12 protein-coding genes, 2 tRNA genes and 1 pseudogene are annotated in these 14,944 nt (G+C 45.7%); 4 read left to right on the top strand and 11 right to left on the bottom strand.

Annotated elements, in window-relative coordinates; all coding sequences use genetic code 11:
* The first annotated feature begins 12 nt into the window (after positions 1–12).
* Positions 13–86, top strand: a tRNA-Cys gene (locus ACAM37_RS03440).
* A gap of 178 nt (positions 87–264) precedes the next feature.
* Positions 265–351, top strand: a tRNA-Leu gene (locus ACAM37_RS03435).
* A 91-nt stretch (positions 352–442) separates the two neighbouring features.
* Here ACAM37_RS03435 and tfpB read toward each other — a convergent pair.
* The 3 genes from tfpB to ACAM37_RS03420 form a co-directional block, all read right to left on the bottom strand.
* On the bottom strand, positions 443–2,215 hold the full coding sequence (tfpB, locus tag ACAM37_RS03430) for a type IV pilus assembly ATPase TfpB (RefSeq protein ID WP_369626571.1): 1,773 nt from the start codon (positions 2,213–2,215) through the stop codon (positions 443–445).
* A 102-nt stretch (positions 2,216–2,317) separates the two neighbouring features.
* A complete protein-coding gene (locus ACAM37_RS03425; RefSeq protein ID WP_369626570.1) occupies positions 2,318–3,787 on the bottom strand; it encodes a DHA2 family efflux MFS transporter permease subunit in 1,470 nt (489 codons plus the stop codon).
* Positions 3,788–3,973: 186 nt separating this feature from the next.
* The gene (locus ACAM37_RS03420) at positions 3,974–5,617 is read right to left on the bottom strand and encodes an ATP-binding cassette domain-containing protein (RefSeq protein ID WP_369626569.1); all 1,644 of its coding nucleotides are present in this window, start codon (positions 5,615–5,617) and stop codon (positions 3,974–3,976) included.
* A gap of 141 nt (positions 5,618–5,758) precedes the next feature.
* Here ACAM37_RS03420 and ACAM37_RS03415 point away from each other — a divergent pair, with 141 nt between their 5' ends.
* Both ACAM37_RS03415 and vapC read left to right on the top strand, forming a co-directional pair.
* Positions 5,759–5,962 carry a type II toxin-antitoxin system VapB family antitoxin gene (locus ACAM37_RS03415; protein WP_040403039.1) on the top strand — a complete coding sequence of 68 codons (204 nt, stop codon included), beginning with the start codon at positions 5,759–5,761 and terminating at the stop codon, positions 5,960–5,962.
* Positions 5,959–6,369 (top strand): type II toxin-antitoxin system VapC family toxin, encoded by a 411-nt coding sequence (gene vapC / locus ACAM37_RS03410; RefSeq protein WP_173846724.1) that lies wholly within the window; start codon positions 5,959–5,961, stop codon positions 6,367–6,369. The genes ACAM37_RS03415 and vapC overlap by 4 nt, the downstream gene beginning before the upstream one ends.
* A 1-nt stretch (position 6,370) precedes the next feature.
* Here vapC and ACAM37_RS03405 read toward each other — a convergent pair whose 3' ends face one another.
* The 8 genes and pseudogenes from ACAM37_RS03405 to ACAM37_RS03370 form a co-directional block, all read right to left on the bottom strand.
* Positions 6,371–7,393, bottom strand: a complete 1,023-nt coding sequence (locus tag ACAM37_RS03405; protein ID WP_369626568.1) for an ABC transporter permease — start codon at positions 7,391–7,393, stop codon at positions 6,371–6,373.
* Positions 7,393–8,442 (bottom strand): microcin C ABC transporter permease YejB, encoded by a 1,050-nt coding sequence (gene yejB, locus ACAM37_RS03400; RefSeq protein ID WP_060994387.1) that lies wholly within the window; start codon positions 8,440–8,442, stop codon positions 7,393–7,395. Before yejB ends, ACAM37_RS03405 begins: the two co-directional genes overlap by 1 nt.
* A 47-nt stretch (positions 8,443–8,489) precedes the next feature.
* Complete coding sequence (gene gloB, locus ACAM37_RS03395) at positions 8,490–9,290, bottom strand: hydroxyacylglutathione hydrolase (RefSeq protein WP_099834194.1); 801 nt, start codon at positions 9,288–9,290, stop codon at positions 8,490–8,492.
* A 14-nt stretch (positions 9,291–9,304) separates the two neighbouring features.
* A complete protein-coding gene (locus ACAM37_RS03390; protein WP_369626567.1) occupies positions 9,305–11,197 on the bottom strand; it encodes an extracellular solute-binding protein in 1,893 nt (630 codons plus the stop codon).
* A gap of 146 nt (positions 11,198–11,343) precedes the next feature.
* Positions 11,344–12,447 (bottom strand): 3-phosphoserine/phosphohydroxythreonine transaminase, encoded by a 1,104-nt coding sequence (serC, locus tag ACAM37_RS03385; protein ID WP_369626566.1) that lies wholly within the window; start codon positions 12,445–12,447, stop codon positions 11,344–11,346.
* 121 nt (positions 12,448–12,568) lie between these two features.
* The gene (locus ACAM37_RS03380; protein ID WP_369626565.1) at positions 12,569–13,453 is read right to left on the bottom strand and encodes a hypothetical protein; all 885 of its coding nucleotides are present in this window, start codon (positions 13,451–13,453) and stop codon (positions 12,569–12,571) included.
* A gap of 75 nt (positions 13,454–13,528) precedes the next feature.
* Positions 13,529–14,632, bottom strand: a complete 1,104-nt coding sequence (aroC, locus tag ACAM37_RS03375) for a chorismate synthase (protein WP_369626564.1) — start codon at positions 14,630–14,632, stop codon at positions 13,529–13,531.
* 3 nt (positions 14,633–14,635) lie between these two features.
* Positions 14,636–14,938: pseudogene (locus ACAM37_RS03370) on the bottom strand (restriction endonuclease); the annotation flags it as partial.
* Between the last annotated feature and the right edge of the window lie 6 nt (positions 14,939–14,944).

Below are 14,944 nucleotides of genomic sequence, written 5' to 3'. Positions count from 1 at the left end.
CCTAAATGAAATGGCTGGGTAGCACAGTGGCCATGCATCGGATTGCAAATCCGCGGACGCCGGTTCGATTCCGGCCTCAGCCTCCATTTTCATTTTGCGGTACTATTGTTTTATTATTATGGGTGTTTTGTTATTATGAGTCAGCAATAAACGCGAAAAAATATCGTAAAAAATTGCTTGCAAAGTTAACAAAACTGATTATAATAGCACCCACTTCTGACACAGACACCACACGACGCCAAGCGTCAGTGCTGTGACTACCCTGCCCGGGTGGTGAAATTGGTAGACACAAGGGATTTAAAATCCCTCGCTCTTACGAGCGTGCCGGTTCAAGTCCGGCCCCGGGCACCATTAATTAAGCCTAAACTTTGATGTTTAGGCTTTTTTGTTGCCGGTTATTTTTTAACTTTTACTTTTTGTCTTTCAAATAATGGTTAGCTGCCTAATTTAACGGCACCACTCTCATCACTTCTTCAAACGTCGTCACCCCTTCGGCAATCTTTTTCGCGCCTGCCAGTCTTAACGGTTGCAACCCATCTTGGTAGGCTTTTTGCGCGATTTGCGACAAGTCAGCGCCTTCGCTAATCAATTTTTTAAGCGTATTACTGAGCACCATGATTTCATACAATCCCACTCGCCCAAGATACCCGGTATTACGGCAATGTTCACAGCCCACGGCATGATTGATGCTATCTGGGGCTGCGGCTTTCCAAGGACTGACTAACGCCTGCCAAGTCTGCTGCTCAATGTCATTCATGGGTTTATTGGATTTACAATGCGGGCAAAGGGTACGCACCAAACGCTGTGCCATGATGCCCAAGATGGTCGCTGAGGTTAAAAACGGCGCCACGCCCAAATCATGCAGCCTTGTTAACGAACTGGGTGCATCATTGGTATGTAAAGTCGATAACACCAAGTGCCCAGTCAGCGAGGCTTGTACCGCCATTTCTGCGGTTTCGGTATCGCGAATCTCGCCAATCATGATAATATCGGGGTCTTGACGCATCAATGAGCGAATACCATCAGCAAAGGTCAAATCAATATTGTTTTGAATTTGCATTTGGTTAAACGACGGCTCCACCATTTCAATCGGGTCTTCAATGGTACAGACGTTGACTTCTTCTGTCGCCAGTTTTTTGAGGGTACTGTACAGCGTCGTGGTTTTACCCGAGCCTGTCGGACCTGTAACCAAAATAATGCCATTGGCTTTCCGCGTCATGTCATCCCATTTTTGTAAATCTCGCCCTGTGAGCCCCAACTGTTCAAAAGAGCGCACCAGTACCTCGGGGTCAAATACCCGCATCACCAATTTTTCGCCAAACGCAGTGGGGAGTGTCGATAACCGCAGCTCGGTTTCTTGACCTTTGGGGGTACGGGTTTTGAGCCGTCCGTCTTGCGGTTTACGTTTTTCAGCGACATTGAGTCTTGCTAAAATTTTTATCCGAGCCACTACCGCGGTCATAATTCCAGTCGGCATTTGATAAACGGTATGCAAAATACCATCGATACGAAAACGCACGTTGCTTTTATCTCGGCGCGGCTCTAAGTGAATATCACTGGCACGCTGGTCAAAGGCGTACTGTAATAACCAATCGACAATTTTGACGATGTGTTGGTCATTGGCATCGGGATTTTCAATATTGGCGGCATTGCCCAGTTGTAATAATGCTTCGACATTGGTGATATCGGCATCCGCGCGTTTTTGCTGATGGTTTGCCCCGGCAATGGCTTTGGTGACTTGATAAAATTCTTGGCGATAGCGGTTGATTTGCTCGGGACTGATTAATACGGTTTTGATTTTTTTGGGCGACACGATATGCTGAATATTGAGCTGCCAATCTTGATAAAATGGCTGGTCAGTACCGATTTCCACCGTATCTTGGGTGACGGCGACTGGCAAAATGTGCTGCGAGCGCGCATATTCAAATGACATAATTGATGTCACTGAGGGCACATCGGTTTTCAGCGGGTCAATACGTACATAATCAACGCCTGCTTTTTGTGCCAACCAGCGATTGAGCTGGTCAAGACTGAGCGCGATGTGCGTGGTTTTATCGACTAGATGAAAGCCTGCAATCACTTGCAGGGGATGCAAGGTTTTGCGGTTATGGGTCATCACCAAATTATAATCACGTTGGTCAATGATGCCCTCTTTTAGCAGTTCATCAAGACACCAACGGGTATCAATTATCATTGAAAAAGCATTGGAGAGCATAGGTTTTCCAAAACGATTGCGCCCATAGCAATTAGCGACAATCTAGGGCAATCGGGTTAAAGGATTAAAATTATCATAAAAATGAGTGAAATATAAGGCCGACTACTGGTATAGTCCTTTGCCATCAGATCGGTGCAACCGCAAAAAATACAGCCCAGATAAAATCGTCATGATACCCAAAATGATAAAACTGTATGAAAATGCGGTTTGCGTCTGTGCCAGTGAGGCGCGAGCGGGCGTCAGTAAATGTAACAGCATCGCCCCAAAGCCAATCCCAAAACTAATCGCCAACTGTTGGTTGACCGACAATAAACTATTGCCACTGCTGGTTTGACTTGGGCGAAGCCGTGCGATACTGATGGTGTTCATCGTGCTAAATTGTAGCGAATTACACGCCCCCATAAAAGTCAAAAATGGCACACTTAGCCAAATCGGCGTGGTTTGATTGAGTTGTGATAGCAGCATGATATTAACCCCAATCAACAAGGTATTGCCCGCCAATGTTCTACGATAACCAAATCGCTTCACAATACGCGTGACTAGCGGCTTGGTCAACAGTGCGCCCACCGCAATCGGTGCCAACATCCAGCCCGCTTGTGACGGCGAATAGCCCTGCACCACTTGCAGCAGTAGCGGCAGTAGAAAAGGAATCGCACTCATCCCCAAACGGGTCAGCAAATTGCCAACAATGCCCACCCGAAAGGTACGCACTTGAAATAAATCCAAGCCAAATAGCGGTTGTTGCCCATTACGCGATTCTGAGTATTTGGCGTGATAATAATAGCCAATGAGCAGCATAACCGCCAATAAAGCAACCATCACGGGAAAAACCGCTGAAGCCAGATTATCGGCATGAATGTTATTGGCAAACTCGAGTGCAAAGGTAAAGCTTGCCATCGCGCCACCAAACAGCAAAAATCCAAGCAAATCCATGCTGGGATTGCGCTGTAGATAGTTGGGCATCAGTTTCCACCCTGCCCACATCCCCAACGCACCCATGGGAATATTAATCAAAAAAATCCAATGCCAGCTTGCCAGCTCCACCAAATACCCCCCGACCAAAGGCCCAATCACTGGCGCAATCATCGCAGGCATCACCGCATAATTCATCACCGACAGCATACGTTCTCGCGGATAGCTTTTAATCAGCGTTAACTTGCCCACAGGCATCAGCATCGCACCGCCCAATCCTTGCACCACGCGAGAAAAAATTAGGCTATTGAGCGTTGGTGACACCGCACACATCATCGAGCCTGCGGTAAACACGCCAATTGCCACCATAAAGGTGGTCTTAGTGCCATATTTATCAGCAATAAAACCACTAATCGGGGTAAAAATTGCCAAAGTAAGCGCATAGCTAATCACTGTCCACTGCATTGATAACGCAGGCTGATTCAAATCATGCGCCATCGCAGGCAAAGCGGTATTGAGCACCGTTGAGTCTAAAATTTGCATAAACAAAGCGATTGCCACCACGATTGGCAAATATTTGGTTTGCGCGGGCGTCAAGGCTGCTATAGCAAATAGGTCATGCTGTGGCTTTTTGTCTTCGGTAATAATGGAATTTGGCATGGTTAACTTTTAACAATTGCTAAAGGGGCTGTAGTGAAGTGCATGTAATCAAGTAGCTATATAATTGCTTGTAATAAAATCACTAGGGTTAAATGACTAGGATAAATTGGCTATAAGCAAGCAAACTTACGTAACAACGTGTTTCACAATAATTGTTAACTTTCTAATGTTTTGACAGCAAATCCGCTAGTTTTCACTGCTGTGCGCAATTAGGGCAGTCACATAGTGATTTTGTGGTTGGGTGAAGATATTGTCTGTCGTATCATACGCTTGTGTCTCGCCATTTTTCAATACCAGTATCGTTTGACACAATGCCTTAACCACCTGCAAATCATGGCTGATAAAAATATAGCTTAAGCCAAATTTTGCTTGAATATCTCGCAATAACTTCACTATTGCCACTTGGGTGCTGCTATCAAGCGCGGATGTGGGCTCATCGAGTAACAAAATTTTGGGTTTCATCACCAACGCCCGCGCAAGTGCCACCCGCTGACGCTGACCCCCTGAAAGCTCATGCGGATAACGACTGACAAAATCTCGTGGCAACCGCACCGTGTCTAAGGCCGCTAATACCGCTTTTTCACGCTCCGTTTTTGCCATACCTTGGATGCTTAGCCCTTCTTCAATTATCTCAAACACACTAAACCGTGGATTGATACTGGCATATGGGTCTTGAAATACCATTTGCATATCCGAGCGATACGGTAAAAAGGCTTTATTCGACAACGCTAAAACGTCCGTCATGTGAGCATTGGCTGACAGCAAAATCTGACCTTGCACCTTGGCAGCATTCGCCAATAATTTGATGAGTGCCAAAGCCGTGGTGGTTTTGCCAGAACCCGACTCGCCCACTATACCCAAGGATTGACCTTGCGTAAGGGTCAAATTTAACCCTTTAACCGCCTCAAACCATTGGGTGGTTTGACCCAATATATTGTTTTTTTGGGGGAAAGCGATGGTTAACTGTTTAACTTCCAAAACGCTGGGTGAATTGGCAATGATGGGCAAACTTTTTCCAAAATCTTGATAAATCAATGAGCGAGTATAATCCTGCTGCGGCTGGTCAAAAATCGCTTGGGTTGCCCCCTGCTCCATGACCTTGCCTTGCTGCATGACGATGAGATTGTCACTGTAGCGTTTAACAAGGTTTAAATCATGGCTAATCAAAATCATCGCCATGCCCCGCTCATTTTTTAGGCGGTTGAGCAAGCCCAAAATCTCATGGCGTAAAGTCACATCTAAGGCGGTAGTCGGCTCGTCAGCGATGATGATATCAGGGTCTTGCGCCAGTGCCATCGCTATCATGATACGCTGTCGTTGTCCACCCGAGAGCTCGTGCGGATAGCGCGCAAGTTTGCTTTCAGGGTTGGTAATATTGACTTGGGAAAGCAGCGCTAGGGTACGCTGTCGCCAGTGTTTTTTTGCCACGCCAGCCAGACTTAACGATTCGGCGATTTGTTTGCCCACCGTGTGCAAGGGGTTTAAGGCGGTCATCGGTTCTTGAAAAATCATGCCGATGCGTTTGCCACGGATTTGGCGAAAAATATTTTCGGTTTGTTTAGGTTTATTTTTATTGCTTAGGCTATTTTTTTCAATCGGTAAACTGATTGCTTGGTCGGTTTGGCTATCTGTTAAACTGGCTTGTCCTGTGATACTTAGGCTATTTGGCAGCTGTCCGAGTAAGGCTAGGCTTGAGATGGATTTGCCAGAGCCAGATTCGCCGACAATGGCGAGCGTTTCGCCTGTGTGGAGTGTGTAAGTTAGATTGTTCACTAAAATCTGATTGGCGGATTTGATAGTTAGGTTTTTGACTTTGAGTAACTCGCTCATTTATCATTTCCTTGAATGGTCGAACTTTTATCCGTATGCACGAGCGTCCCCGCCACAAAACCTGAACTCATATTCTTATCCTTTTAACTATTTATTAAAATGTGTATAATATCAAAGAATCATACACAAAGGCGAAATGATATGCGAACTAACATCATAATAGATGACAATCTAATGCAACAGACCCTACAAGCCACAGGCATTAAAACTAAAAAAGAAGCCGTCGAACAAGGGCTAAAGCTACTGTTGCAAAAAAGCCAACAACAAAAAATCCGTGACTTACGGGGCAAACTGCACTGGGAAGGCGACTTAGCCGAGATGCGTAAAACAGGTGTTGAAGCGTGAACTTGCCTATCATCGCTGATACTAGCGTTTGGATAGACTATTTTAACGGTCATTCAACACCTCACACCGATTTTTTGGACACGCAACTTGAGGCAAGTAATGTGGCGATTTTTGATGTGATTTTGATGGAAATCTTGCAAGGTTTTCGCCTTGATACCGACTACAATCAAGCCAAAAATGCCCTTGATAGTTTACTATGTTACGATATTTTAAACCAACAAAATGCGATTAAATACGCTGATTATTACCGCCAATTACGCAAGCAAGGCATTACCATTCGTAAAGCCAATGATGTGATGATTGCTAGTTTTTGCGTTGAACATCAATTACCCCTGTTATTTTGCGATAGGGATTTTATTCCGTTTACTCAGCATTTTGGGTTGATTTCTGCATTGAATTTTAGTTAATTCAAGACTGCCGTGGGTCAAACGCATCTCGCAGCGCTTCCCCAATAAAAATCAGCAGCGACAACACAATCGTCAAACTAAAAAACCCAGCCAAAGCCAGCCAAGGGGCATCCAAATTATCCTTGCCCTGTGAGATTAGCTCCCCCAAAGACGGCGACCCTGCCGGCAAGCCATAGCCCAAATAATCGAGCGTGGTGAGTGCCGTGATATTTGCCGTCAAAATAAACGGCAACTGCGACAGACTCGACGACATGGCATTAGGCAAAATATGGCGAAACATAATCTTGCCATCACTCACGCCCATCGCCTTTGCCGACCGCACATAATCAAAATTTCTTGCTCGCAAAAACTCAGCACGCACCAGACCAACGAGCCCCATCCAGCCAAAGAGCAGCATTAAGCCAAACAACACAAACACGCTTGGGCTAAACAGACTGACCAAAATAATAATCATAAACAGCTGTGGTAGACCGCCCCACACTTCCATCAGCCGCTGACCTACCAAATCCGTCCAGCCGCCAAAATACCCTTGCACCGCCCCCACCGCAATGCCAATGATTGATCCTGCCACCGTCAACGCCAACCCAAATAATAGCGAGACACGCAAGCCATACAATACCCTTGCCAGCACATCTCGACCTTGGTCGTCGGTACCGAGCCAGTTTTGGGCATTGGGCGGCGCAGGGAACGGCACATCACGACTCACACTAGGCGTTTGGTCGGCAAACGGTATCACCGGCTCAATCATGTAGCCATGCTGGTTGATTAGGTCTTTGACCACAGGGTCTTGATAGTTGGTTTCGGTTTCGAACACACCGCCAAAGGTGGTTTCGGGGTAAGACTTGACGATGGGAAAATACCAGTGATTTTGGTAATTGACCAGTATCGGCTTGTCATTGGCGATAAGGTTTGCCCCCATACAGGCAAGGAAAATCAGGCTAAACATGATGAGCGAAAAAAATCCCAACCGATTACGCCGAAAGCGGTGAATTCGGGCTTGCCAAACAGGATGTTTTATCAGCATTAGCGACCCTCAAAATCAATACGGGGATCAATGAGATGATAAGTCACATCACTTATCAACTGCAAAATCAGCCCCATCAAGGTAAAAATAAACAACGTGCCAAAAATCACCGGATAATCGCGTTGCCCAATCGCTTCAAACCCCAGTCGTCCCAAACCATCCAAATTAAAAATTACTTCAATCAAAAAATTGCCGGTAAAAAATATTCCCACAATCGCCGACGGCAAGCCTGCAATAATAATCATCATCGCATTGCGAAATACATGACCGTATAGCACTTTTTTTTCGCTTAACCCTTTACTGCGAGCAGTCAGCACGTATTGTTTGTTCAATTCTTCCATAAAACTAAACTTGGTCAAATACGCGAGTCCCGCAAACCCGCCAATCGTGCTTGCGGTGATGGGTAATGCCAAATGCCAAAAATAATCTTTGATTTTGCCAAACGTGGACAGCTTATCAAAATTCTCACTCACCAAGCCTTGTAGCGGAAAAATCTGCCAATAACTTCCCCCTGCCAACATCACCAGTAACACCACCGCAAGCACAAACACAGGCACGGCATAACTCACCGCAAGCAGCAACGCGGTGGTTTTATCCATCAGTGAATTATGGCGTCTGGCTTTGGCAATCCCAAGCGGCACAGCGATTAGATAAATCAGTAGCGTACTCCAAAGCCCTAGCGAAATCGACACGGGCATTTTATCCAAAATCAGCTCGCCCACCGGTTTGCCTTTAAAAAATGAGGTACCAAAATCGCCCTTGGCATAGCTTGTCAGCATGAGCCAAAACCGCTCGGGCGCGGGTTTATCAAAGCCATATTGTTTTTTGATAGCCTCGACCATGTCTGGCGATAAACCGCGACTGCCTTGATAAGTGGTCGTTGACAGCTGGGTTTGGGTGGCGCCCTGTTTTTGTTCTGCTTCAATTTGGGATATTTTTTGCTCGACAGGACCGCCCGGCGCCGACTGGACAATGGCAAAATTGGTGAGCAGAATCAAAAACAAGGTGGGGATGATTAACAACAGCCGTTTAAGAATATATTTGCCCATGGTTATCCCTCATTATTAGCCTTAATGGTTACCTTTAATTGTTGCCCTTAAAAGTTATTTTTTAGTTGGCGTAAGGCTTTAAATATCTCAAACGGACTGTCATCCTCAATTCCTGTTTGCGTTTGTACGGTTTTTATCATCTCATCACTGGGTGCAATCACTGCACGTATAAATGGATTGATGGCTTTTTCATCGGCTAACGAGGTTGGCAAAGTTGGCGTATTTTGCTGGCGTAACTCACTGTCATGCGCTATTGCCTGTGCAATGGCTGGGTTATTCGGCTCGATAAACTGGGCAAAGTTAAGATTTGACAAAGTATACTCATGGGCAGGATAAAATAGCGTTTCATCGTCATGTAACTGTGCAAAACGGTCAAAACTTTCAAACAACGTCTCAATCGTGCCGGTGAAAACACGGCCACAACCTGCGCGAAATAGCGTATCGCCACAAAAAATATGCAGACGGTTATCAAGCGTCACTAAATACGCTAAGTGATTTTCGGTATGCCCTGCCACCTGCCACACCTGCACAGGACTGCCCCAAGCGGTTAATTCGCGCCCTTCAGCGACGGGGATTAAATGCGTGGCATTGATTAATGGGTGAATATTGACGTGTGCAAAAATCTGTGCGTTTGGAAACGCATTTGCCAATGCTGTTACGCCGCCGATGTGGTCGCTGTGATGATGGGTTACCCATATTTGGGTAATAGTTAGATTTTCACGGTTGACAAACTCTAAAACAGGCTCAGCATCGCCAGCATCAACAATAATCACTTCTTGTGTTTCATCGTTGATAATCGCCCAAATGTAGTTGTCAGTGAAGGCTGGGATTGGGTGGATTTTTAGCATTGTTTTATTCCTTATTATTTTCCTAAATACTGCATGACTTGTGCTTGTTTGTCTTTGTTCGCCCACCAATAATCGATACCGATGGCATTGCTTGGCAGCTGCCCATGTTCATAAAATTTCCAATACGCCACATTGTCAGTATGCTTGCCATAAGTCGGCACGACATAATAGCCCGCCCGTAGCAGACGGTCTAATACTTTGCTGTACAGCACAATATCGTCACGATTTTTCGACACTATGAGTTTGGCAATCACCGCATCAATGGCTTTGTTTTTGATACCCGCTGAGTTTTGGTTGCCTTTTTCGTCTGCGGCTTGTGAGCCCCACATATAGGTTTGCTCAGCGCCAGGTGACAAACTTTGGGCAAACATATCGATAATCATGTCGTAGTCGTATCTGCGAGTGCGCTCTAGGTACTGGGGGACATCGGCTTGGCGAAAGCTGGCATCAAACCCGAGTCGTTGCAGGTTACGTAAAAAAGGCAACACAATGCGCGCATTCTTGTCATCGGCGGATAAAAATTCCAGTTTGGCGGGCTGACCATTGGGCTGATACAGTTTCATATTTTGGTATTTAAAACCCGCTTGTAGCAGCAATTCACGCGCTTTTAATAAATTGTCTCGATTAAATCCATCGCCAGTTGATTTGGGGGCTTGCCAATCGCTTAAAACAGCCTGTCTTTGAATAGACTCAAGGTCAGATAATAGCGGATTGATAACCGCCAGTTCTTGAGGCGTTGGCGTGCCGGTGGCGGCAAGCGCTGACCCATGAAAAAAGCTTTGCAAGCGTTCATATTGGCCATAAAACATGGTTTTATTGAGCCATTCAAAATCATACGCCAGTGTCATCGCTTGGCGCACCCGAATATCTTGAAAAATCGGTCGGCGCAAATTCATCACAATCGCTTGCATCGGTACGGGATTGTTATTGGCGATTTGCGCTTTGGTGATCATGCCTGCTTTGACGGCAGAAAAGTTATAACCCGTCGACCATGTCCGCGCTTTGTTTTCGGCACGGAAAAAATATTCGCCTGATTTAAAGCCTTCAAATGCCACTTCGGGGTTTTGATAATACACATACTTAATTTGGTCAAAATTATAACGACCGACATTTACCACCACGCCTGCGTCAGGTTTGGCGCCCCAATAATTGGGGTCGCGCACATAGGTAATGGCACGTCCTGCATCGATTGAGCCGACTTTATACGCGCCACTGCCCATCAGTGGCGTCAGTCCGACTTTATCAAAATAGCCATCAATCGATTTTTTTGACCAAATCGGCATTTGTGCGACGGTCAATTTGATTTCTTGATTGTCTTTAGATTTAAAAATAAATTTGACGGTTTGTCGATCTATCACTTGGGTTTCTTTGACATCGGATAAATAGCTACGCATACTCATCACGCCTTTTGTGAGCAGTGCATCCATACTGGCTTTGACATCTTGCGCCGTCACAGGCGTGCCATCCCAAAAATAGGCTTTGGGGTTGATGTGATAGATAACCCAGCTTGGGTCATCTGGGTCATAAGTGACTTTATCCGCCAGTAGCGGGTACTGCACAAACGCTTCAGAAAGCGAGCCTGTCATCAAACTTTCAAACAAATAATCGGTGCCGGTCACAGGTGTACCGACATCAATCCATTTATTGATGCTGTCAAAGGTGCCGATGGCAGATAGGCTCAACACACCGCCTTTGGGGGCGTTGTGATTAGCATAGGGTAAATGTGAGACATGGGCAAATTGCGCGGTGCTGTTGTGAGCGATAGACGTGCCAGTGATGATAGCAGTATTGGCAGCAGAGGCTACCACTAATAAGCCCAGCACCCAGCATTTTTTGCCAAATGTCTGGCGAGTGATTGCCCTCATCCAGTGGGCTGGTTTTATCGCCCTGTCTTTTTTCACTTGCATCCCCCCTGACCCCTTCAACTATTTTTCAAAAACCCTTGGTATTGCTAGCTGTTATCTCTCATATGCCCCACACCCACTAACTATAAAAAAGACTTAACAAGCATTTTAGCTGTTAAGTCTTAATGTAGCACGATTATTAAATCTTTTTATACGCTAGTTTGTTCAAACTGCTGCATAAATTTGATTAACTTTTCAATGGTCGCCAAATCAATCGCGTTATAAATACTGGCGCGCATGCCGCCCACTGTACGGTGCCCTTTAAGATTCAACAATCCGGCTTCGTCGGCTTTAGCTAAGAAGGTTTTATCAAGTTGACTATCTGCCAAGGTGAAGGGTACATTCATGATTGAGCGGTTGTCTTTGTTGACAGGGTTTTGGTAAAAATCGCTTTGGTCGATAAATTCATACAGCTTTTGCGCTTTTAACAAATTTTGTTGATAGATTGCCTCGACACCCCCTTGCTCAAGTAACCACTCAAACACCAAACCTGCCAAATACCAAGAAAAAGTTGCTGGGGTATTGACCATCGAATCATTATCGGCTTGGTTTTTATAGTCCAAGATACTTGGGCAAACTAAGTTGGCATGACCGATCAAATCATCACGGACAATCACAAGCGTCAAACCCGCAGGACCGATATTTTTTTGTGCACCTGCATAAATCAGTCCAAATTTTGATACATCTATTGGGCTAGATAGGATGCAAGATGACATATCCGCCACGATGGGTACATTGACCGCTGGCACATCAAACATCGCCAAGCCATTAATGGTCTCGTTGGGGCAATAATGGAAATAATCGGCGTTGTCATTAAGTTGCCAGCTATCACGTGGAGGGACAATAGTATAGTTGCTGTCTTTGGCAGAAGCGACGACATTGATTTTGCCTAGCCCCGCTTGCTCATAGCGTTTGGCTTCGCTGATGGCTTTTTTAGACCAAATGCCGGTGTCTAAATAATCAGCCTCCCCTTTGAGTAAATTCAATGGAATGGCTGAAAACTGCAAGCTTGCGCCACCTTGCAAAAATAGCACTTTATAATTGTCAGGAATGTTCATCAGCTTGCGCAAATCCTGCTCGGCTTTTGAGGCAATGCCCACAAATTCACTGCTACGGTGGCTCATCTCCATCACCGACATGCCTGAGCCATGCCAATTTAACAATTCGGCTTGCGCTTTTTGTAGCACCGCAGTCGGCATAGACGCTGGGCCTGCACAAAAGTTAGCAACACGTTGATCAAAGCTGACACTCATAGCACGTTCCTTTTTATCGTGTGAAATGTTATCGTGTGAAATGACATAAAAAAATACTTTACCACAATCTGGCTAGTCGATGAATCATAAAGATGCGTCATTAATCGGCAGCTTATTGGGTTTACCTTGATAGCAACTGCCAAAGTTGTCGTTTTAGGCGATAATCATCGAGCATATCCAGCAGATAAGGCAGACGCTGTATCGGTTGTTCATCTAGACAGTCAGGCAATGGTGTCAATGCCCCCACCTTGGGATTGCCTTGATTGATACGGTATAAAAACCCCGAAAATCCTGCAACTGCCATCGGGTAGCTGCTCATTAATTGCACCGTGGCTTTGGGTAAATGCTGGCTATCGGTGAGCAAGGGAAAGTTAAAAAAATGCACTGACGCTTTTAATCCACTGATGATTTGTTGCCATAACTGCTGTTGGCGGCTGTCCGTTTGCAAAAAATGACTGTCAACCACCAGTGTCCACTCACCCACGACTATCGCCTGCACATCAAAACTGGCAGTGAGTAATTCATCATTGAGCTGTTCATTATTGAACCGTTCATCACTGTGCCCGGCATCACTGTACCCATCATTATTTGGCGCAGGGTCACTTTTTAAAGGTGAATCATGGGGTAAAGATGAATCATGCAGTAAAGATGAATGATTGGGTAAAGCTACATCATGGGGGTGAAAATTTGCCAGACTCGCTGGCGGTAATTCTACTGCGCTATCAACGGCATCATCTGCAATAACAGGATGATTGATGTCTGGGGTTTTTTCAATGGGCGCAAGTTCGCTCGTTAACCCAGTTTGAGCTGGTGGTAACTGCTGTGGCATGGCAGCAAGGGTCTCAACCGCTTGATAGGAAGAAACAACCTCAAAATCTTCTAGATTAGCAAACGTTTTGACAGGGCAATCTTGGCGCACCCAACGTGTAATACCCATCTGCGCCAGTATTTCGCTTTGCCAGGCATGGTACTGCTGCTCATCAAGGGTAAGGTCAGGCACAGTCATACCAATGTTAACTCAAGTTGAATGGGGCAACGCATTGTAGCAACCTTATAGCAACCAAATACCCCTATTAAAAAATTATACAATCGGGGTGAGCGGCACAGTGACATCTGCATTTTGCCCACGATGACGCAGATAATGGTCTAACAGCACAATGGCAAGCATGGCTTCTGCTATCGGCGTAGCACGTACACCGACACAAGGATCATGCCGCCCTTTGGTTAGCATCTCTAGTGCATTGCCGTGAATATCAATACTTTGACCCGGCGTAGTGATACTGGCAGTAGGTTTTAGCGCAATACTCACTACTATCGTCTGACCCGATGAAATCCCCCCTAAAATTCCCCCGGCATGGTTGGCATTAAAGCCGTCCAAGGTTAACTCGTCGCGAGACTCATGCCCAAACTGTCCCGCCACTGCCATGCCATCGCCAATTTCAACGCCTTTGACTGCATTGATGCTCATCATCGCATGAGCTATATCCGCATCAAGCCTGTCAAACACAGGCTCACCCAATCCCACAGGTACACCCGATGCCAATATGGTAAGCTTTGCGCCACAGCTTGTTCCTTGCTCACGGCATTGGGTAATCAGCTGCTCAAACTTTGGCAAGGCGTCTATATCCGCACAAAAAAATGGGTTGCTGTTGACAAAGTCCCAATCAATCGTATTTTCAGGTATCTGTTTGGCAACCACATCACCAATCTGGGTCACATAACCGCGGACTTCTACCCCCAGCCGTTGTTTCAAATATTTCTTAGCAATCGCGCCCGCTGCCACTCGCATTGCCGTTTCGCGCGCTGATGAGCGACCACCGCCACGATAGTCGCGAAACCCATATTTCATGCTATAAGTATAATCGGCATGGTTGGGACGAAAGGTGTCTTTAATATCGCTATAATCTTTGGATTTTTGGTTGGTATTGCGAATCAAAAGCCCAATAGAAGTGCCTGTCGTTTTACCCTCAAACACGCCAGAGATAATTTCAACTGCATCGTCTTCACGGCGCTGGGTCGCAAATTTTGACGTGCCCGGCTTACGACGATCCAGGTCAATTTGCAGATCTGCTTCGGTTAAAGGCAACCCTGGTGGCATACCGTCAACGATTGCCATAAGTCCTGCGCCATGTGATTCGCCACAGGTGGTGACGGTAAAAACTTGCCCGATGGTGTTGCCTGCCATTTTTTAATCTTCTTCTGTAGTGATTGGTTCATCTTTCATAAAACTTTCAAAAGCACCAAAAGGGGCTTTATCAATCTTGAAAGTTCTCTCGTCTATTTTACTTACAATAACACTATCAAAATCCATTAGTTCTAAGCGTTCCATTGTTAATAACTCGCCTTCTTTGACTTTTAATGATTTTCTTAAAAGCCAGTCAGCTAAAGCTGAATTTGGGTTGGTCATCAACGCTTTGCCCCCGTCTTGACAAACTTTTGCTGATAACTCTTTTCTGTCTGGCGTAATTAATGTAAATGGCGTATCTCTTGATGGAAA

Source organism: Moraxella sp. K23 (assembly GCF_041154765.1).
GTDB lineage: Bacteria > Pseudomonadota > Gammaproteobacteria > Pseudomonadales > Moraxellaceae > Faucicola > Faucicola tetraodonis.
This window is presented reverse-complemented; position numbering and strand designations above follow the sequence as displayed.

Bases quoted from the DNA above. Each gene is read 5' to 3' on its own strand.
- ACAM37_RS03390 (WP_369626567.1), bottom strand. From the start codon at position 11,197: ATGCAAGTGAAAAAAGACAGGGCGATAAAACCAGCCCACTGGATGAGG.
- ACAM37_RS03425 (WP_369626570.1), bottom strand. From the start codon at position 3,787: ATGCCAAATTCCATTATTACCGAAGACAAAAAGCCACAGCATGACCTA.
- yejB (WP_060994387.1), bottom strand. From the start codon at position 8,442: ATGGGCAAATATATTCTTAAACGGCTGTTGTTAATCATCCCCACCTTG.
- ACAM37_RS03380 (WP_369626565.1), bottom strand. From the start codon at position 13,453: ATGACTGTGCCTGACCTTACCCTTGATGAGCAGCAGTACCATGCCTGG.
- ACAM37_RS03405 (WP_369626568.1), bottom strand. From the start codon at position 7,393: ATGCTGATAAAACATCCTGTTTGGCAAGCCCGAATTCACCGCTTTCGG.
- gloB (WP_099834194.1), bottom strand. From the start codon at position 9,290: ATGCTAAAAATCCACCCAATCCCAGCCTTCACTGACAACTACATTTGG.
- ACAM37_RS03420 (WP_369626569.1), bottom strand. From the start codon at position 5,617: ATGAGCGAGTTACTCAAAGTCAAAAACCTAACTATCAAATCCGCCAAT.
- tfpB (WP_369626571.1), bottom strand. From the start codon at position 2,215: ATGCTCTCCAATGCTTTTTCAATGATAATTGATACCCGTTGGTGTCTT.
- aroC (WP_369626564.1), bottom strand. From the start codon at position 14,632: ATGGCAGGCAACACCATCGGGCAAGTTTTTACCGTCACCACCTGTGGC.
- serC (WP_369626566.1), bottom strand. From the start codon at position 12,447: ATGAGTGTCAGCTTTGATCAACGTGTTGCTAACTTTTGTGCAGGCCCA.
- ACAM37_RS03415 (WP_040403039.1), top strand. From the start codon at position 5,759: ATGCGAACTAACATCATAATAGATGACAATCTAATGCAACAGACCCTA.